General features: G+C 67.0%; 13 protein-coding genes. 2 read left to right on the forward strand and 11 right to left on the reverse strand.

The features are described 5' to 3' along the window. Positions 1 to 16 precede the first annotated feature (16 nt). From VFQ05_01810 to VFQ05_01845, 8 genes are all read right to left on the reverse strand, one after another. Positions 17 to 1,273 carry an OprD family outer membrane porin gene (locus VFQ05_01810; protein ID HET9325486.1) on the reverse strand — a complete coding sequence of 419 codons (1,257 nt, stop codon included), beginning with the start codon at positions 1,271 to 1,273 and terminating at the stop codon, positions 17 to 19. Positions 1,274 to 1,290: 17 nt separating this feature from the next. Then, positions 1,291 to 2,331 (reverse strand): hypothetical protein, encoded by a 1,041-nt coding sequence (locus VFQ05_01815; GenBank protein HET9325487.1) that lies wholly within the window; start codon positions 2,329 to 2,331, stop codon positions 1,291 to 1,293. Then, entirely contained in the window at positions 2,328 to 3,473 is a 1,146-nt protein-coding gene (locus VFQ05_01820) for a DUF4331 family protein (GenBank protein ID HET9325488.1), read from the reverse strand. The genes VFQ05_01815 and VFQ05_01820 overlap by 4 nt, the downstream gene beginning before the upstream one ends. Continuing rightward, positions 3,466 to 4,836: a peroxidase gene (locus VFQ05_01825; protein ID HET9325489.1), complete on the reverse strand. Its 1,371-nt coding sequence runs from the start codon at positions 4,834 to 4,836 to the stop codon at positions 3,466 to 3,468. The genes VFQ05_01820 and VFQ05_01825 overlap by 8 nt, the downstream gene beginning before the upstream one ends. Before the next feature lie 7 nt (positions 4,837 to 4,843). Next, the gene (locus VFQ05_01830) at positions 4,844 to 5,428 is read right to left on the reverse strand and encodes a hypothetical protein (protein ID HET9325490.1); all 585 of its coding nucleotides are present in this window, start codon (positions 5,426 to 5,428) and stop codon (positions 4,844 to 4,846) included. 318 nt (positions 5,429 to 5,746) lie between these two features. Then, positions 5,747 to 6,487, reverse strand: a complete 741-nt coding sequence (locus VFQ05_01835) for an SIMPL domain-containing protein (protein HET9325491.1) — start codon at positions 6,485 to 6,487, stop codon at positions 5,747 to 5,749. Between the two features lie 102 nt (positions 6,488 to 6,589). After that, positions 6,590 to 7,306 carry a TlpA disulfide reductase family protein gene (locus VFQ05_01840; protein ID HET9325492.1) on the reverse strand — a complete coding sequence of 239 codons (717 nt, stop codon included), beginning with the start codon at positions 7,304 to 7,306 and terminating at the stop codon, positions 6,590 to 6,592. 36 nt (positions 7,307 to 7,342) lie between these two features. After that, on the reverse strand, positions 7,343 to 8,416 hold the full coding sequence (locus VFQ05_01845) for a hypothetical protein (GenBank protein HET9325493.1): 1,074 nt from the start codon (positions 8,414 to 8,416) through the stop codon (positions 7,343 to 7,345). 237 nt (positions 8,417 to 8,653) lie between these two features. Here VFQ05_01845 and trxB point away from each other — a divergent pair, with 237 nt between their 5' ends. Then, positions 8,654 to 9,619 carry a thioredoxin-disulfide reductase gene (gene trxB, locus VFQ05_01850; GenBank protein HET9325494.1) on the forward strand — a complete coding sequence of 322 codons (966 nt, stop codon included), beginning with the start codon at positions 8,654 to 8,656 and terminating at the stop codon, positions 9,617 to 9,619. Positions 9,620 to 9,639: 20 nt separating this feature from the next. Then, on the forward strand, positions 9,640 to 11,328 hold the full coding sequence (locus VFQ05_01855) for an electron transfer flavoprotein-ubiquinone oxidoreductase (GenBank protein ID HET9325495.1): 1,689 nt from the start codon (positions 9,640 to 9,642) through the stop codon (positions 11,326 to 11,328). 27 nt (positions 11,329 to 11,355) lie between these two features. Here the strand turns inward: VFQ05_01855 and VFQ05_01860 are convergent, their stop codons facing one another. The 3 genes from VFQ05_01860 to VFQ05_01870 form a co-directional block, all read right to left on the reverse strand. Continuing rightward, positions 11,356 to 12,333, reverse strand: a complete 978-nt coding sequence (locus VFQ05_01860; GenBank protein HET9325496.1) for an OmpA family protein — start codon at positions 12,331 to 12,333, stop codon at positions 11,356 to 11,358. A gap of 111 nt (positions 12,334 to 12,444) precedes the next feature. Then, the gene (locus tag VFQ05_01865; GenBank protein ID HET9325497.1) at positions 12,445 to 14,718 is read right to left on the reverse strand and encodes a LamG-like jellyroll fold domain-containing protein; all 2,274 of its coding nucleotides are present in this window, start codon (positions 14,716 to 14,718) and stop codon (positions 12,445 to 12,447) included. A gap of 235 nt (positions 14,719 to 14,953) precedes the next feature. Then, a complete protein-coding gene (locus tag VFQ05_01870) occupies positions 14,954 to 19,345 on the reverse strand; it encodes a LamG-like jellyroll fold domain-containing protein (protein ID HET9325498.1) in 4,392 nt (1,463 codons plus the stop codon). Between the last annotated feature and the right edge of the window lie 190 nt (positions 19,346 to 19,535).

Below are 19,535 nucleotides of genomic sequence, written 5' to 3' on the forward strand. Positions count from 1 at the left end.
GGCTCGAGCGCGGCGATCAACGGCCGCGATTCAGAACATCCCATTCCCAATTGAGGATCACGTGGAGCTGGTGCGCGAGATCGAACCCTTCTCGATCGTAGAACGCCTCGCGCACGGTGAGCCTGAGGTCCCGCGAGCTTCCCCACGGGCGCCAGGGCACGAGATAGTCGATCTTGAAGTTGTATTCGGTCTGGTCGGGTGCGCTGGCCCGCGATTCCGGATCGATCGCATCCGTCCCCCGTGCGAAGTTCACGGCTCCCACCAGCCCGCTGGCGCCGAGCCTCGAGAAGTCATAGACCGCCCCGACGAGCCATCCTTCCTCGTTGGCGCGGGCGAAGCCCTGGGACGCGGGGGCGTCGAAGAGTGAGAGGTATCCCGGATACGTGCCCCAAGGGTTCTGGATGTCGTTCCCGGACGCCGTCACTGAGAACGCCGTGGTCAGCGTGAGATCGCGGTGGATGAGCTGAACCCGGCCGCCCCCGACGCGCGTGCGCCACATGCGACTGGCGGCGTTGATGACCAGAGCATCGCCAACCGCCCGCTGGTCGGTGAACTCGGCGCCCATCGCCACCGTCCAGGCGGCGCTCAGGGCGCGTCGGTAATCGCCCTTCACGTATAGCGTGTTGAACGTGTCGAAGCCGTATTGCTCGTGAACATCGAAGCGCAACGCCTGAAGAGGAGCCAGTTGCACGCCGATCAGTCCGACGCCGGCATCGCTCTCGCCGGCACCAGCTTTCTCGGCCATGCTGACGAACTCGTCGGCGTTCCACTGCTTGACCCTCCAAAGGTAGCCGGCGAGGTATCGCACGTCGCGGATCACTCCCCCCACCGTCGCCCCTTCGAAGGTGTTCGGCGTCATCCGAATGTCCGAAGGGTTGATGTAGCCCTGGTCCACTTGCTGGCGATAGAGCTTGAAGACGGCGTCGTCCCGATATCGCAGCGCGGCGTAAGCTTCTCCCAGTACCAGGTAGCCTTCCTGCCCGGGCTTGAGCAGGAAGGTGCCATCCTTGTCCTCGGGGGCGTATAACGGCGCCGAGCCGTAGAGGGTGGCGCCCGCCGCGAACGCGTTGGACAGCCAGCCCGATCGATAGGCGAGCCACCCCCCGCCGGTCCAGGCCTCGTTCTGGCCGCCGGTGTTCTGAGTCCCGTCGTAGTAGAACGAGCGCAGATGGAAGACCAAGGTGGTGTCGGTGACCGTCATCGCCTGCGGCGCTTCGGGGACCAGCGTGAATGCGAGAGCGAGAGCCGTGACGCCGGCCCCCAAGCCGGCCATGGATCGCATCGAACAAATCAGGCCGGCGGTCCGCTTTCGCAAACCGCGAGGGCCCGAGCGAGCAGCCGCTGGGCGCGCGGTGTCGGCCGGATCTCGGCATTCAGCCTGGCCAGCGGCAGGGCCCGGCGCGGTTCGGCGCCGGCACCGAGCCAGAATGCGGCCGCGTGGTCGGCGAACGCCGCCGGATGGCGGGCGATCAACTCGTCGTAACGAGCCGCCGCCTGGGCCCGCCACCACTGTGACTCCTCGAGCCGTCCCGCTTGCTTCAGTAGCTGGCAGAGCTGAGCCGCGTGATCGGGATCGTCGGACGTTTCCGTGAGGCGCCGCAGTCGCACCATCGCGCTCTCACGCTCGCCCATGGCCGCCTCGATCTCGGCGAGATGGTTTTCGGCCGCGGCGTACCCTGGCACACGCCGCACGGCCGACTCGTACCATGGGCGGGCGCGGTTCCACTCGCGCTGGCCGTGCCACAGGTGCCCGCGTTGAAAATCGAGCTGGGCGAGTCCAAACGGAGACACGCCCCTGAAGCGCGCGCGACTCTCGTCGAACAGCCGCTCCGCCTCGGAAACCACTCCGCGCTCGGCTTCCAGCACCGCGAGCCCGGCCAGCGACTCGAAATCGGCGCGCCGCTCGAGCGCGTCCCGGCGCAGCGCGAGCGCCTCATCGTAGCGCCCGACCGCCTGGTCGATCGCCGCCCGCTCGACGGCCAATGCCTCAACCGGATGGCCGCATCGCTCGGCGGCGTCGAGGTCGTCCAGCGCCTCCTTGAAGCGATGCATGGTGGCGCGCGTCCGCGCCCGCACCATGAAGGACAGCCCATCGGCGAAGGCTTCTTGCCCGAGACGCTCTCCGATGGCGGACGCCCGCTCGTAGTCGGCGATCGAGCCCAGCATCTGCCCGCGGAGGAGGAGCCGATCGACCAGCTCGCCTCCCAGGTGACTGGTCATGCCGGGGGTCGACTGCTGCTCGAGGCGCTCGATCTGCTTCTGCAGGTTGAACAGCGCGATCGTGGCGTCGGTGGTGCGGATCTCCGTCGCGAGCGACAGACCTCCGGTCACTTGGGGATTCCCACCAGCGGCGCCAGCGGAGGAGGGTTCGGATTCGGTGGGGAGAGATACGGAAACCTCTTCGTGGCCGGGGCGGTCGTCTGGTCGACTCCGTCGGAAACGCGGGGACCATTGAAGTTGTTCACGAGAAGCGTGAGCACGGTGTCCACGACGTCGTCGTTGAGCCACCGGCCACCGCAGCTCTCATGGGGAACGCCGCGCAGCATCGCCGACTCGATCTGGAAGTAGCTCACCTCGGCGAACGGCTTCGCGAAGTCGACCACCAGGAAGTCCGCGAGCAGCAGCTCCGTCAGCGGATGGTTCCCCTCCTCGTCGAGCGGCCAGTCGGTCTTACCGTCGAGCCCGTCGTAGAACTTCATGCTGCCATTGAGGCGAGCGCGATACGCGCCGAGGTAATCCGGCCGGAGCTTGAAGCCGTCCTCCTCGCTGTACAGGTCGCGCACGTCGAGATCGCGATTCACCGGGTCCGAGGCCCTGTCCATCATGATGAAGTTCTTGACCTCGGGCCGTCCGACACGGTCCTGCCGGGCGCTGTAGGAGCCGCGCGTCATCGTCTCCGCCACGATCCCGACCAGCGAGCCCGCCTCCTGTCCGAACAGCGCGGACCCTTCGAACTCCACCACCAGGCTCAGCACGTTCTGGCCGGCGACCGAGTTGGTGTTGGTCGGCTCCGGGATCCTCCGGTTCATCCGCAACCCTCCGGAGAAGAGCTGGTCGACGAAGAAGGTGTCCAGCCGGCATCCCGCGAAGATTCGCGTCCCACCCGAGCGCGATCCCGCTTCGTCGCCCACCGTGACCGCGATTTCGCCCCAGGGCGTGCGGCACGTCCCGGACTGCACGAGTCGGCCATCGGACTGCTTGCGCGGAACCTCGAACGTGAAGCTGAACGAGTGCTCGACGTCGCCGACCGAGAATGCCGCCTTCCGCCCGGTGGACGCCACACGGACGGAACGGACCCGCAGCCGGTAATCGATCGCGTCCGAGAACAGCGTCGACGCGGAAGGGATGAACGGGCACGCGTTCAGGACCATCACCAGGTTGCCGCGCCGTTCCGGGCTCGGGAATGCGCACAGATCCGAGATGTCGATCTCGGGATTGGCGGTCGAGCGGGGTCCTGCTCCGTGATCAGCCATGAGCGACCTCCGGCATTGCCTTGGCCTCGGCGCCCGGCGCTCCTGTTTGAAGCGCGGCCAGCCACTTGAGCGCGCGAATCCCAGGCAGGAAGAAGTAGGCCCCGCCTCGCACCGTGGTGAACGCGGGAAGTCCGGTGATGGTCTTCCGGATCGGACGCTTCGGAATCTTGAACTCCATGGTTCCGTCCTGGGTGCCAATGATGGGGTCGTGCTCGTTGCCGAGCTCATGGAACGTCCGGTCGTTGATCCACACGTTCTGCGCGAACTCGTACTGACGGACGAGACTCGCGCAGCCGACGAACGCGGCGATGCCGCGTTCCACGCCATCCTCGGGAGCGCCTTCGGGCAGCGCCGGGCCGTAGGTGCCGCCGCGGCGAATCATGCGCCTTCGGTTCATGTTCACGCCGGTGTCGCGCGGATTCATGCGACGAATGTGGGAGCCCAGCGGAGCCGCGTATCCGTGCGGGTCCATCTGCCTGTAATTGAAGTCGTTGTTGCGCTGAGGGTCGGCGCCGAGCGCCGGATCGTCCTTCTCCGGCGCCAGGACCAGCGGCGCGCCGCTGCGCCAGCGGCCCATCAGCTTGGCCGCGAGCAGCTCCTGCCCTTCGGCCGACTCTCCCCCGTGTTGCCGCAGGAAATCGCGGAACCGGCCGACGTGCTCCTGAAGCTGACGATAGGCCAGGAAGCTGCCGTTGCGAGAAAGGACCTCGGGCTGGGGCAGCGTTGGCGTGATGCCTTCCTCGTCCGGGTAACCGAGGAAGAACTCGCCTGGCTTGAGCGCCGCGCCCGAGCCAGGAGTCGGCCCTTCACCCATGCCCTCGATCGCCGGCTGCGAGAGTCGATCGCGATAGCCGAAATGATCGTGTGCGTGCTCGAGCGGTGGTGTGGCCTCGAGGTCGAGGATCGAGAGCGCCCTCACCGCGGGGAACGGAGCCAGGTGTCTCTGATGCTCCCGAACGCACCGCTCGCGCTCCGCCACGTCACTGGCGAACAGGATCACGATCGCATGCAGGTCCGGACTGGCGAGACTGCCGACCCAATGCTCGGGGTGGTTGTCGCCGGTATCGCCGAGCACCTGGGCCCGTGCCGCCATTCCCTGACGAAACTCTTCGGGAAAGGTGACCAGCGAGGCCTCGTCCACACCGAGCGCACGCAGGCCGTTCCAGGTGAACGCGATCGTCACCCAGCGTGAGTCGAGCGGCTTCGTGCCGCCGACCGCCGCGCCGGTGCCCACGGTGTCGATCACGCTCGCCAGGTATCCGCGGCCCTGCGCCGCCTCGCCGAAAGTCAGGAACCCGTAACGCGCCGCCTTCGCGGAAGGCCGCGTCAGCAGGAAGTGCTGGATGTCATCGAGCTCGAGCATGACGAGATCACTGCATCTCGTTCAACATGTTCTCGAACGACGCCTTGAGACGCAGCGCCTTCTTGATCTCGTCGGCGGTGACGTAGGGATACTCGCCGTACTCGAGGAAGCTCGGACGCTGGTGATCACGGAAGAACTTGATGACCGACTGCAGATTGGTCTTCCAGTCCTCGGGCCAGCCTTCGAGGTTGACGAACACCGTGGTGAGGCCGGTCTTGAGGAACAGCGCCACGGCGTCTTCGAGGTACTTGTCGAAGTCCGTGTCGAAGATGCCCATGTACTGGAAGTAGAGCCCCGAGTCGATGTCGAACAGGTTCCAGCGCAGGTAATGGAGCCGCAGCGGCGCCAGCACGGTGGGATCGCCCTTCACGGCCTCTTCGATGGTCTTCCCGTAGTCGCGGATGACCTGCTCCTTCCCCGGCTTGACCTTGGCGATGATCGAGAAGCCGTAGCAGGCGGGCGTGCGCGGAAAGATCGGACCGTATCGACCCTGCTCGAGCTTGAAGTACCCCTCTTTGGGAAGCGCCATCGCGGCGGGCTGCGTCCAATCCTGTTTCTGCGTGGTCTCGGGCATCATCGTGGTCGTGGACATCAGGGTGCTCCTTTCAGCGGTGTGCTGGTTCGCGGGTGCACCGTCATTCGCTCAGCGCGTGATGATGGTGACGCCGCTCGATGGAATGGATGGGCCGATGGGTCGGCCGAGGGACTCCGCGAGCGGGGCCGCGTCTGGGCGAATCGGCTGGAGCCGACCGGGCTTCCATGATCCGTAGGCCGTTGGACCCTAGCACAGCGCGAACATCGAGAGGGGCGGATTGCGCCGAACGCAATCCAGGATCCATAACGGGGACGCCGGACCGCCAATCTCTCAGCAGAAGATGCGTCCGGTATCCGGGTGGGTTCGGTCCCTGGCTCAGTGGGTCAGGTAGTAATCGATCGTGGACACCACCCGCAGCGTCTTGTGGAGCTGGCTGCCTTCCATCGTTCCCATGAAGTTGTCGCGCGCCTGGATCTCGAACACGCCCTGACTCGCGCGGCGAATGCCGCCGATCCTGCTGCGCGAGTCCTTGGCGAATTGCTCGGCGGCTTTGCGCGCGCTGGCGGTGGCCTCGGCGATCATCTCCGGCTTGAGGTCATTGAGCTTCGAGAAGATGTAGGTCGGCCCGCCATAGGGCCCGTGGCCGCCAGCCGAAGACAACACCACACCCGCGGTCAACAGCTCGCCCACCTGCTGGCTGGCGGCCAGGATCTTGGCCGGCTGGTCCGAACGCACCATCAGCAGCATGTTGACGATGTAGCGGTCGCCCGCCATCTCCCCCGGCCCGCGATAGGGATTGGCCCGCACGTCGTTGACCTCGACGCCTTGAATCTCCACTTCCGCCGACTCGAGTCCGTGCTTCTGCAGGAACGCCATGACGGCCGTGCGTTGCGATTCGATCTTCGTCTGGGCGTTCGAAAGGACGTTGTCGGTGGCGACCAGGCGCAGCGGCCACAAGCCGATGTTGGCGTCGACGATGCGCTCCGCCACGCCTTTCACGGTCACGAAACGGTCCGTGGTGCGGGAGCGGACGAAGCCGCCGCCGACGAACCAGCCGGCCAGGGCGATGGCGACGGCGAGGAGGATGGCGTTCGCGGGGGAAGAAGGGCCGTTCATTCGGTTCTCCTTGATTCACGAGTGTGGGGAGACCGCGCGGCCGGCGGCGGAGGTCGCGCGGCGGAGAACGCTACACGCGCCGGGCTCGGCGGTTCAATCCGGTCAGCGGAGCAGCGCCGAGAGCTTTTCCTCCACGCGGGCGTGGAGATCAGGCGGCGCGCCGAAGAACGTGGCGGCCGCGCGGCCGTTGCGATCGAAGAGGTGGAGCGTCGGCACCGCGCTCACATCGCCGAAGGCGCGCGCGATCTCCGGCCTTCCCTGCACCCAGGTGAGCGGCAATCCGAGATCGTCCACCAGCTTTCTCACCTTCGCGGAATCCGATTCGACCGCGACCGCCACGACCGCGATGCGATCCCCATGGCGGCGCTCCAGCTCGCCCAGCCATCGGAGCGTGGAACGGCATGGCGGGCACCAGGTGGCCCAGAACTCGAGCAGCACCGCTCGGCCCGCGAGATCGGCGGGCGCGAGCGTCCGGCCGTCGAGATCCGTGAGCGTCATCGCCGGCCACTCTTTGGGTCCCAGGTCCGCGGCGGGCTTGGCCACGGCCTGGGCTCCAGCGCGGTCGCCGGCGAGCGCCAGGCGGATCATGCGCGAAAGATCGGCGCGGAACCGCTCGTGGCTGGCCGCACTCCTGAGTGGCGCGTAGCGGCCGCTCTGGCCTTCGCCTTTGCCGTAGAAGCCGAAGTCGTTGGGTGTGGCGACCAGCACGTCGTCGACGAAGATGGCCGGATAGCGAGTGACCCCGAGACGACGGGCGAGATCGCTTTCGCCGTAGTTCACTTCCACGAAGCGTGCCTGATCTTCGAACTCCTCGACCACGCTCTGCGCCAGCAGACCTGCCGGGTCGGAAAGGTTTCAGGTGTACGGCCAGCGCACCAGCGTCACGGTGACCTTGGCCGGACGTGGCGCGGCAGCAGCGGGCAAAGGCCCGAGCGCGCCGATGTAAAGCGGCATCACCTCGGATACCACCGCCGCGGCCTGCGCCGGGTGCGCCGGGTTCTGCGCCAGATCCTCGCGCGCGATCTCGAGGAAGAGATTGGCGATGCCATGGTCCTTGTCTTCCGCGGCGAGCTGCCGCTCGAGATCGGTCACTCGCCGGTCGAGGGAAGCGGTATCGACCGGAGCGCGCGGCTCGACGAGCGGAGCAGCCCGCAGCGCGGCATAGAGCACCTGGAGCAGCGCTCCATGCCGCAGGCCGGCAGCGTCCAGCTCGCGAGCTTCCTTCAGCGCCGCGCTCGCGCGAATGAACTCGGGATGACGGTCGATCGAGAGTGGCGGCCGATAAACCAGCAGGAGTCGCTGCTGGAGCTGCTCGATCTCCGGAGCCGGCGACCGCATGGCCATCGCGCTTCGCGGACTCGCATCTCGCCACGTTCCGAGCCATCGAACGAGATCGCTCTGTCCGTAGGCCAGCCCCATGTAATAGAGGCCATACTGAGGCGCCGTGCTCTGGCCATAGCTCAAGCTCGCGTCGTAGTAACTCTGAGACTCGCGCGCAGCGGTCTCGGACATGGCACGGCACAGCGCAGAGCGATCGCCTTCGATTTTCGGAGCGTGACCCAGCGACTTCGCTTCCCGCCGCCACGCCGCCTCGAGGGCCACCCTCTCCTCCCGCTCGGCCTTGGGCCGCGACGCCGCCCACTGCGCCGCCATCAGGTTGCCGCGGACCGCGGAGAGCCGGAAGAGCGCCAAGGAACGGCGGCCAGCGGCGCGCGCCTTTTCGGCCCGGGCCAGCAGCGGCCCGGCGCTCTGCCTCGCGTCGACGACCAGCTCGTCCTTGGAAGTGGTGTCTCGGACCCAGGCGGTCCACCGCCGGATTTCGGATTCCAGCGGATCGTCGTCGCGCGGCTTGGTCGCGACGGCCGGGAGCGCCAGGATCGACGCGATCGCGGCCAAGAGGGCAAGGCGTGGGATGGGCTTCAGCTTCATGCCTCCGAATTGCCCGGTCGGGCACCAAAGTGGCCGAGTCTCGGATGGATCTCAATCGCCGCCGCACCGGCGCGGCCTAAGCGGTTACGAGCCCGGCTCCGTAGGGCTGGGGCCCGCCTGGTCCATTTCGAATCCGAACCGCATCCAAACAGGTGTTCCGTCGCGGTTTCGTCCGGTTCACGGGCCTGGTCTAGAATGCGCGTCTTCCCACCCGATGCGGAGGTCATGGTCGTGTCGATGGTTCACGATGTCCTGATTCTTGGCGCCGGCGCTGCCGGTTATACCGCCGCCATCTATGCGGCGAGGGCCAATCGTCATCCCGTGCTGCTGACCGGCTACCAGCCGGGTGGGCAGCTCACGATCACGACCGATGTCGAGAATTACCCCGGCTTTCGCAGCGGCATCATGGGTCCCGATCTGATGGACCAGATGCGCGATCAGGCCGAGAAGTCCGGCACGCTGTTCGTGGCGAGCGAAGCCGCGAAGGTCGACTTCTCGTCCCGCCCGCTCAAGGTGTGGGCCGATGACGGCATGCTCCACGAGGCGCGCACGGTCATCGTCGCCACCGGCGCAAGCGCCAAGCTCCTTGGGATCGAGAGCGAGACCAAGCTGATGGGCTATGGCGTCTCGGCGTGCGCGACCTGCGACGGCCCTCTCTTCAAGAACAAGCGCGCGGTCGTGGTCGGTGGCGGTGACACCGCCATGGAAGAGGCGACCTACCTTTCGCGGCTGCTCAGCGAAGTCGTCGTGGTTCACCGGCGCGACACGCTGCGGGCCTCGATGGTCATGCAGGAGCGCGCGTTGACGAACCCGAAGATCCGCTTCGTATGGGACTCGGAGATCGTGGAGATCCTGGCCGAGGGCAAGGAGACGGTCACGGGAGTGAAGATCCGCAACGTGAAGACAGGCGCCATCGCGCGGATCGAGACCGACGGCGTGTTCGTGGCGATCGGTCATCAGCCCAACACCACGTTCCTCAAAGGGCATCTCCCCATGGACGACCGCGGCTACCTCAAGGTCACGCCAGGCACCGCGCGCACCGCGATTCCCGGTGTGTTCGCCGCGGGCGACGTGGCCGATCCGGTCTACCGCCAGGCGGTGACGGCGGCAGGCAGCGGCTGCATGGCGGCGATCGACGCCGAGCACTTCCTGGCCCACGAAGACCACGTGAAGCCCGCCACCGAGCAGGCGGCCCGAGCCTAGAAACCGAACCTGGGGTGACGATGGAGCGCGAAGTCCTCGATTTCGACGTCCAGTTCGTCGGCGCCGGACCTGCCGGGCTCGCCGGGGCCATTCACCTCGCGAATCTGATCGAGCGCCACAACCAGGCGGTGAGCGCAGGGGGATCAGCCGCCGCGATCCCCGAGGTCACGATCGCGGTGCTGGAGAAGTCGGCGCGCGTCGGCGCGCACGGTCTCTCGGGCCTGGTGCTCGACCCGCGCGCGCTGGCCGAGCTCGTCCCCGACTTCCGCGAACAAGGTTGTCCGGTCGCGAGCGACGTCACGAGCGACGACGTCTACATGATGTGGGACGGTGGACAGTTCCGCCTCCCGTTCGTCCCTCCCATGCTCCAGAACCACGGGAACCTGATCGCCTCGCTCGGCACGCTCACCGAGTGGATGGCTGGCATTGCCGAGAGCAAGGGCGTGCTGATTGCCACCGAGACTCCGGCAGCCAGCCCGCTGCTCGAAGACGGCCGGGTGGTCGGGGTGAGAACGGGCGACAAGGGAATCGACAAGCTCGGCCAGAAGAAACCGACGTATCAGCCCGGCGCCGACTGCCGCGCGAAGCTGACCGTGCTGTGCGAAGGGCCCCGCGGCACGGTGGCCAAGGCGCTCGAGCCCAGGCTCGAGCTCACCGAGGGCAGGAATCCGCAGGTCTATGCCACCGGCGTGAAGGAGCTGTGGGAAGTCCCGGCGGGTCGAGTGCAGAAGGGCCGCGTCATGCACACCATGGGCTGGCCGCTTCCGCTCGAGACCTTCGGCGGGGGCTTCATCTACGGCTTCGACGACACCCATTGGGCGGTCGGCTTCGTCACCGGGCTCGACTATCACGATCCGACCACCGATCCGCATCGCAACCTGCAGCGGTTCAAGACTCATCCGCTCGTGCGTCCGCTGATCGACGGCGGCAAGCTCGTCTCCTATGGCGCCAAGGCGATTCCCGAAGGCGGCTACTGGGCGATGCCCAAGCTATCCGCCGACGGCGTGCTCTTGTGCGGAGACAGCGCCGGGTTCCTCAACGGGGCGCGGCTCAAGGGCGTCCACCTGGCGATGAAGTCGGGCATGCTCGCCGCCGAGACGGCGTTCGAATGCCTGGCGGCGAGCGATTTCTCGAAGGAGCGTTTGGCGGGTTACGAGCGCAAGTTCGAGAGCTCCTGGGCGGCCGCGGAGCTCAAGTCGGTGCGCAATTTCCACCAGGGATTCGAGCACGGCTTGTTCGCGGGACTGTTCCACACCGGGGTGCAGATGGTCCTCGGTGGCCGCGATCTCTTCGGCGACCGTCTCCGGAACCGGCCCGGTCACCAGCAGATGCGCAAGCTGGCCTCGATCCATCCCAACGGGAAGCCGGCGCCGGAGAAGTTCGACGGCAAGCTCACCTTCGACAAGCTCGCCGATGTCTACGCCTCGGGCACCATGCACGAAGAGGATCAGCCGGCGCACCTGGTCGTGGCCGACACGAACGTCTGCGCCACGCGCTGCCGCAGCGAGTACGGCAATCCGTGCCAGCACTTCTGTCCCGCGAACGTCTACGAGATGGTGCCGGACGAGACGAAGCCGGATGGGCTCAAGCTTCGGATCAACGCATCGAACTGCGTGCACTGCAAGACCTGCGACATCGCCGATCCGTACCAGATCATCACCTGGACCACGCCCGAGGGCGGCGGCGGACCCGACTACAAGAATCTGTAGCGGACCCGCGCCACTCGAGGAACCCGACTACTCGGACTGGCTTGCCTTGAGCGACGGGCCCGGGCTGCCTTCCCGGAGCACGAGCTCGACCCGGCGGTTGAGCGCGCTTCCTTCCGGAGTGTTGGGGGCCACCGGAGCCAGTGGGCCGACGCCTTCACCCAGAATGCGGTTCGGCGCGACCTTGTGCTTCTTGACCAGTGCCGCCACCAGAATGCTCGCCTGCTTGCGCGTCTTCGTCACGCTCGCTTTCACGTCGCCGGAGCCGTCGCCATGGACGACCAGCATCAGCTTCCGACGCGGATCACGCGCCAGCACCTGGGCGATCGCGTCGACCGAGCGCTGCGAGGACGGCATGAGCGCGGACTTCTTGTCGTCGAACCCGATGCCGCGCATCGCCACGTGTCCCGACTCGATCAGCTCACGCTCGAGCCATCCGGCGTCGGTCTCGTCGGGCGCCACCTGCTCCGCCCGCGTGGGGTCGGGTTTCGCCTCGATCACGTCCACATCGTGCTGGCCCGCCACGGTCGCGGACTTGGACCAGACGTTGACGCAGACCCACACGTCTCCCCCGCTCCTCTCGAGCTTGCCGACGATGTAGCGGCGCTGGTACGTCGGATCCCACCAGTCTCCGTTGGTCTTGCGCCCGCCGGAGCCGCAATTGCCGTCGCGGCAGTCGTAGACGATCTCGAAGCCGGCCTCGCGCAGTTTCTGGTCGAACTTGCGCCCGATCTCGAGGACCGAGCTCTTGGCCGGATTGGCGTACGTGAAGTGGGTCCACTTGCCCTCGACGATCTCTACTCTCTCCGCCTGGCCGTCGCCGAACAGCCGGCCGACCGGAATCCAGTAGGCCTCGAGCGCTCGGGTCGTGTGCTTGAGCACCTTGGCCTCGGGGTATTGCTTGAGCATCGGGGGATCGTCCGGTCCGCACAGAGCGGCCGGTGCAACGCTCAGCAGCGCGAGCAGGGACAATGTCGCCGCAAGCGCCGCGCGATCACGGGACTTCATAGGGCCTCCTGACCGTAACCTCGAAACGTGGTCCGCAACTCGCGGCATTCGTCCCGTGGGGTATCGGCAGGCGCCCGCCGGCTTTCCAGCAGTTCTTACGGGGCGATGCGCTCAGCGCATCAGGACCAGGCGGCGCACCCGATGGGCTCCGGGCGCGTCGAGGCGGACGAAGTAGATGCCGCTCTGCAGGCGGCCGTGGGAGCTTCCGTCCCAGTCCACCGAATGGCTGCCGGGCTCGTAATCGCCTTCGGCCAGGCGGGCGACCTCACGGCCCTGGACGTCGAAGATGCTCAGACGCAGGGCGCTCCGGACCGGGACCGTGAAGACGATCCTGCCACCGCCCTGGCTCGGGTTCGGGTGAACGAGCGCCAGATCGAAGGCTTGGCTCCGGTCTTCGACGCCGACCGTGCCGGACGTCGTGAACCGCCAATAAGGTCCGCGCGTGATCGTCGTGCCATCGTCGAGCGTCGCGTACCACTCGTAGGTCCGTCCGCCGATCAGGCCAGTCCATGGCAGGGTGGCCGTCGTTCCGGACGTCACGCCGCTCTGGCTTCCGAGGACGGCGAAGGCCGGACCAGCCGTCATGTCGTAGCTGATGGTGAACTGGCTCACCGAGTCCGGGCTCACCTTGTACTGGCCGAGGTACGGGGAGTAGCTGCGCACGCGGATCGAGTTGTTGGCGGGCGAGAACTGCATCAGGCGCAGGAAGCCGTCGCCGCCGTTGGCGTGCCATTGATAGTCGGTCTCCAGCGTGTACACGGTCTTCCCATTGAACGTGTCCTGGCGGCGGCCTTCCCCATCGATGTGCCCCGAGAGCATGAGGAACAGGTTGGAGTGTCCCTTGAGGGCCTCATAGATCGCCTTGCCCTGGCCGCTGAAGGACGCAGGGTTGCCGGTGTTGGTGATGTAGTGGCTGATGATGATCGCGCGGCGGTTGGGATAGGCGCTGAGCAGGCCGTTCATCCAGGCGAGCACCGCGGGATTGGGGCTGGTGTCGAACTCGGGCGAGATGACGATGAAGTCCATCCCCGAGGCGGTGAAGAGCTGGTAGTGGTTGTCGTTGTTGTCGTCGAAGTGGCCGCCGTAATACGGACGTCCGGCGAAGCGCGCGCTGCCGAAGTACTGATTGTAGAAAGTCGTGGTCCCATCGGCGTCGCTGATCGGCGACTGGTCGTGGTTCCCCACCGCGATGCCGTACGGCACGCCGTGAGGAAGGCCGGTGGTGACGGGATTCTCGAGATTCGTCATCGCCGTATCGGCGCGCATCCACTCGATCGGATTCCCGTTGTTGTCCCCGCTCTCGACACAGTCGCCGTAATGGCCGACGTACGCGATGTTGAGTGCCGCGCGCTGGCTGGCGACCCAGGCGGTCTGTGCGCGAAACATCGCGTTCGATCCGTCGAGCTCCGACGTGTAGTACTGGGTGTCGGGCAAACCCACCAGCATGAACTCCGGAGCCGCCGACGGGGTGATGATGCGTCCGAACCACGTCACCGTCATCGGAGTGGTCTCGGGATCGTTGATCGATACCCGCAGGTTGGGCGCGGTCGATACTCCGGTGGCGCGGTCGGCCGGACCGACCAGCGACGGTTCGCGCGGCGGACGGTTGGTGATGGCGGTGAATGGCGCGCCGTCCTGCCACCGGTAGTATGCGCCGTGCACCGTGCCGGTGATCGACGTGCCTGCCGATCCGCTCACGGTGAGGCCCGAGCCCTCGTCCATGCTCCAGCGTGCCACCAGGCCGCTCTGCGCCGAGGTGATCTGGTTGTTGACGTTGGCCAGGATCTGCGAGGCGCTCCTCGCCACGTTCCAGATGCGCACTTCATCGACCGGCCCGACGTATTGCCCGTCCCGAATGCCTTCGGTGTCGAGCGCCGCCATCAGCACGGCGGCGCCGACGCACGACGTCGCGGCCGGGCGGTTGACGACCAGCGAGGCCTCGGGGAACCCGTTCAGGTAGAGGCGCAGCGTGGCTCCGTCGTAGGTGGTCGCCACGTGATACCACGGGCCGATGCCGAGCGAGGTCATGCCGTAGAGCGTGTGGTTGGCGCTCGGCGACGCTCCGCTCTGCGATTCCTCGAACTCCACCGCGATCACCCCGTCCGAGCGGCGGATGCCGAAGTAGTAGTTGATGTCCACGGCGCCGCTCTCGCCTTCGTGACGGCCTTTGGCGAAAAGCGGCGCCACGTCTTCGAGGCCGTCCGACCCCATCTCCGGACCCCAGCCCCTACCGTCGCGCCGCACCCACATCTCGATCGTCCACTGGCTGAGCCGCAGCGCAGCGGGGTTGCCGAAGTCGACGTAGGCATCGAACTCGCTGGCGAGCGCCTTGTTTGGCCCCTGGGCATGCGCATGCGAGGCGAACGACAGAACGATCGCCAGCAAGGCTGCCGCTCGCGGCCAACGGCACGCGCGACGTCGACAGCCGAGCTTTGCTGCCAGCATGGACATGGGGTAGCCGAGAGGACGGACGGGAACCTCCTCGCCGGCCAGCAAATCCGCCCGCGGGGCAAGGGGATCGGCGGGCGTGATTGCCTGGAAGCGGCCGGCGACGCGACGAGAGATTCTAACCTACGCGCGGGTGCGGAACCGCTGGGTTTTTGTGCCCGCGCCCCGGCGATCAGTGCATCAGGACCACGCGCCGCACGAAGCTTGCGCCCAGAGCCTGGAACCGCACGAAGTAAACGCCACTCTGAGCGCCAGCTGCACGCTTCCAGGGCACCGCGTTCCTGCCGGCCGGGAAGCGCCCATCGGCCAGGGTCGCCACCTCGCGACCCTGCAGATCCAGCAGCGTGATGCGCGCCGAAGTCTCGCGCGGCAGCGTGAAGGCCACCTGGAAGCCGTTGACTGCGGGGTTCGGAGCGATCCCCAGCAGCGCCAGACTGGAGGGCGGCGGCTTCGGGACTCCCACCGTGACCGAACCGGTGGCGAAGCGCCACGTCGGGCTGGTGGTCGTGAGACTCCCGTCGCTCACGGTGACGTACCACTCGTAGGTCGTGTTGGGCGCAAGACCTGCCCAGAAATGCGAAGCCAAGGCGCCCGACGACACGCCAGCGCTGCCGAGGACCTGGAAGGGCTGCGTCGTGGACATCGGGTAGCTCAGCGTGAATTGGCTGCTCGAGTCAGCGTCGGTCTCGTAGAGCCCGAGCCACGGTGAATAGGTGCGGACGCGGATCACGTTGTTCGCGGGCGAAAACTCCAACATGCGCAGGTAGCCGTTGCCGCCGTTGGCGGAGCCCTGATAGTCGGCGAGCAGCGAGTGCACGGTGTTCCCGTTGAACGTGTCCTGGCGGCGGCCTTCACCCCACATGTGTCCGCCGAGCATGAGGAAGAAATTCGGGTGCCCCTTCAGCGCGTCGTAGATCGCCTGGGACTGCGCCGAGAACGGCGCACCGTGACCGATGTCCATGACGTAGTGCGTGGCGACGATCGCCCGCCGATCGGCATGGGTGGTGAGGAGCTGGTCGGCCCAGGCGAGCACGGCGGGATCGGGTGTCTCGTCGAACTCGAATCCGATCACGATGAAGTCCATGCCGCTGGCGCTGAACAGGTCGTACCAATTGTCGTTGTTGGTTCCGTAGTGCCCGCCGTAGTAGCCGCGCCCCTCGAACCGGGCGACACCGAAGTACTGGTTGTAGAACTCCGTCGTGGAGCCGTCCGGGTCGCTGTTCGGCGACTGGTCGTGGTTGCCCACGCACACGCCATAGGGAATGCCATCGTTCAGGCCGGTGGTGTTCGGGTCCTCGAGGATCGACAGCGAGGTATCCGCCCTCATCCACTCGATGGGATTCCCGGCGTTCTGCCCGTTTTCCACGCAATCGCCGAGCTGAACGACGTAAGGAATGTTTCGAGGCACACGGTTGGCGACCACCCAATTCGTCTGTGCCTTGAACATCGCGTTGCTGCCGCCGTTCACCTCGCCCGTGTAGTACTGCGTATCGGGCAGGCCGATGAGCGTGAAGTCGGGTCCTGCCGCGGGGACGACGCGCCCGTGCCAGGTCACGGTCAGATCGCCGCCGTCGGGATCGAGCACCGAGACACCGAGCGACGGCGCATTGTTGGCGACGGTCGACTGATGGGCCGGAGTCACCAGGACAGGCGTCTGCGGCGGCTGGTTGAAGGATCGGTCGAGCGGCGCGCCTGCGATCCATGATGCCCCGGGCTGCACGATGGCGCCCGTGGCGACGAGTGCGGCGGTGCTGCTCGCCTGGTCTCCGGATCCCTCGTCCAGCCCCCAGCGCGCCACGAGCCCCGGAATCTGCCCGGTGAGCCGGCCATTGATCGCCGACTGGATGTCGGCCGCGCTGCGGGCGTGGTCCCAGATCCTCACTTCGTCGAGCGCTCCATGGAAGAACCCGGCGGCGACGTTCTGCGAATTGATCGCGCTGCCCATGGCGAGCGGAACGGTGCTGCCCGATGCGGGCTGCCGGCCGATGGTCTGCTCGGTCTGGAGCAGGCCATCGAGGTAGAGCTTGAAGACGGAGCCGTCATAGGTGACGGCGGCGTGATGCCAGCCACCGGGCGCGATCGGCGTCGTCCCGAACAGAGGATGGTTGGTCCCCGGCGCGGCTCCCGACGGGCCTTCCTCGAAGTCGGCGCACAGCACGCTGTCCGAGGCGCGAATGCCGAGCAGGTAGTTGACGTCGGCCTCGGCGACATCGGCTTCGGCGCGTCCCTTGGATACGAGCGGAACGGCGTCGCTGATTCCACCCACTCCGGTGTCGGTCCCGATTCCCGCGCCGTCGCGCCGGAACCAGGTCTCCACCGTGAAGGAGGAGAGGCGGAGGCCCGGATCGTCCGGCACGCGCACGTGCGCACTCGAGCCGTTGAGCGAGAGCGACGTATTCCCCGGTTCACCCGTGACCGCGCATACCGGTCCGGCGTATGGGGAAGGACCGGCGGAGTTCATCGCCCGCACTCGATAGCAGTACTCGGTCGACCCGGTCAGGCCCTGGTCGCTGTAAGAGGTGCTGTTGGCGGGGCGAATGGCGATCAGCGTGAACGGGCCTTCGGGACCCGCGGTTGAACGCTCGACTTCATAGGATGTCTCGTTGGCCGGCGTGTCGGTCCACGTCAGGTCGATCCGCGACCACAACGGAGAGCTGGCCGCGAGATCGCTGGGCGCCGCAGGCGGCTCGGTGGGCGCGAGATCGAACGGCGCGCCGGCGACCCAGGCCCAATTGGAGCCGAGGATGGTGCCGTCGATCGTGGTCCCGGCGCTGCTGTGGACCAGGTTGCCCGAGCCTTCGTTCATGCCCCAGCGCGCCACGAGACCAGCGGCTGGGCCTTCGAGCACGCTGTTGATCGTGGCGAGGATGTCGGCGTCGGTGCGCGCCACGCTCCAGATCCGCGCTTCGTCGAGCGCGCCGTTGAAGAGCCCTTGGGGAGCGCCCGTGGTGCTGAGCGCCGCAGCCAGCGCGGCGTGCTGCGTGCCCGCCACCGCCGGCGGCTGGTCCACCACCCGCTGCGCCTCGGGGCTGCCGTCGAGATAGAGCCGGAGCGAGGATCCGTCGTAGGTCAAAGCGGCGTGGTACCAGATGCCCTTGACGATCGGCGTGACACCGGCCAGGGGATGGTTCCTGCTCGGGAACGATCCCGCCGCACCCTCCTCGAAGTCCGCGCACAGGACGCTGTCCGAAGCGCGAATGCCGAGGAAGTAGTTCATGTCCTCGGAAGGGCTGTCATTCTCGCCGCGCCCCTTGGTGATCAACGGGATGGCGTCATCGATGCCACCCAACCCGGTCGATGTCGTCAGGCCGTTGCCATCGCGCCGGAACCAGGTCTCGAGCGTAAATTGCGGAAGCTTGAGAGGCGCGGCATCGCCGAAGGTCACGTACGCGCTGCTGGTGACGAACGCCAGCGCGGTGTTGCCCACCGCCGGCGTCGTGACGCACGCCGGTCCCGCATCGGCCGAGGCGCCCTGAGAGTTGATCGCGCGCACCCGATAGCAGTACTCGGTGACCGCGGTGAGATGAGTGTCCGCGTAGCTCGTGGTGTTGGCCGGCCGCACGGCAATCAGCACGAAGGGGCCGCCGCTGCCGGAAGTCGAGCGCTCGATCTCGTATGCCGATTCGTTGCCGGCGGCATCCGTCCAGCTCAGATCGACCCGTGACCACAACGGCGAGACCGCGGACAGTCCGGTGGGTGGAGCCGGCGGCGGCGGCGGCGGCAGATCGAACGGCGCGCCGGATGCCCAGCTCCAGCCGGTCCCCACGATCGATCCATCCAGCGGCGTGCCCGCCGAGCTGTGCACCGTGGAGTCCGCGCCTTCGTTCAGTCCCCATCGCGCGACGAGTCCGTCGGTCGGGGTCGAGATGGACGCGTTGATCGTGGCCAGGATCTCCGAGCCGGCCCTCGCCACGCTCCATACGCGCACTTCGTCCAGCGCGCCCTGGAACGAGCCGTCGGGCGCACCGCCGGTGCTGAGGGCCGTGGCCAGCGCCGCGTGCTGGGTGCCGGCGGCGGCCGGCGGCTCACTCACCGCCAGCTCGGATTCCGGGTTTCCGTTCAGATAGAGCCGCATGCGCGTCCCGTCGTAGGTCACGGCGGCGTGGTACCAGATGCCCTGGACGATCGGCGTGACACCGGCCAGCGGATGGTTCCGGCTCGGAAACGATCCCGCGGCACCCTCTTCGAAGTCCGCGCACAGCACGCTGTCCGCAGCGCGAATCCCGAGGAACCAGTTCATGTCCTCGGAGGCGGTGTCGTTCTCGCCGCGACCCTTGGCGACCAGGGGAATCGCGAGAAAACCGCCGTCCCCCGTGGACGTGAACGATCCGGCGCCGTCCTTCCGGAACCAGGTCTCGATGGTGAACTGCGTGAGCTTGAGAGCGGCCGAGTCGCCGAAAGTCACGTGACCGGTGGTCCCGCCGAACTGCAGAGCATGCTCCTGGGCGAGCACGGGGCTCGCGCCCGGCCACGCGACGGCGAGGCACCAGAGCGCGAAGCAGGCGAGAGCCTGGACCTGAACGGGCAGACGCAGGTCAGTCGGGGGAGCAGACCGCGGCTTCAATCTTCAATTGTCTCCAACAAAAGGGACCATCAGGACCGAGTCCGCGGGGCAAGGGACTGATGTGCGGAGCCTCGGTGACCGCAGTATGGCGGTCTGGAAATCGCAGGAAATTGTACTGCAGAAACCGGGAAACGAAGCAAGAATCTTCAGCCACGCCCGCTTGCAGGCGCAACCATCGTGCTGAATGCAC

It is taken from the genome of Candidatus Eisenbacteria bacterium (assembly GCA_035712145.1).
Classification (GTDB): Bacteria; Eisenbacteria; RBG-16-71-46; order RBG-16-71-46; family RBG-16-71-46; genus DASTBI01.

Excerpts from the sequence above, each read along its gene's own strand:
- VFQ05_01810 (HET9325486.1), bottom strand. The coding sequence starts at position 1,273 with ATGGCCGGCTTGGGGGCCGGCGTCACGGCTCTCGCTCTCGCATTCACG.
- VFQ05_01820 (HET9325488.1), bottom strand. The coding sequence starts at position 3,473 with ATGGCTGATCACGGAGCAGGACCCCGCTCGACCGCCAATCCCGAGATC.
- VFQ05_01825 (HET9325489.1), bottom strand. The coding sequence starts at position 4,836 with ATGCTCGAGCTCGATGACATCCAGCACTTCCTGCTGACGCGGCCTTCC.
- VFQ05_01830 (HET9325490.1), bottom strand. The coding sequence starts at position 5,428 with ATGTCCACGACCACGATGATGCCCGAGACCACGCAGAAACAGGATTGG.
- VFQ05_01835 (HET9325491.1), bottom strand. The coding sequence starts at position 6,487 with ATGAACGGCCCTTCTTCCCCCGCGAACGCCATCCTCCTCGCCGTCGCC.
- VFQ05_01845 (HET9325493.1), bottom strand. The coding sequence starts at position 8,416 with ATGAAGCTGAAGCCCATCCCACGCCTTGCCCTCTTGGCCGCGATCGCG.
- trxB (HET9325494.1), top strand. The coding sequence starts at position 8,654 with ATGGTTCACGATGTCCTGATTCTTGGCGCCGGCGCTGCCGGTTATACC.
- VFQ05_01855 (HET9325495.1), top strand. The coding sequence starts at position 9,640 with ATGGAGCGCGAAGTCCTCGATTTCGACGTCCAGTTCGTCGGCGCCGGA.
- VFQ05_01860 (HET9325496.1), bottom strand. The coding sequence starts at position 12,333 with ATGAAGTCCCGTGATCGCGCGGCGCTTGCGGCGACATTGTCCCTGCTC.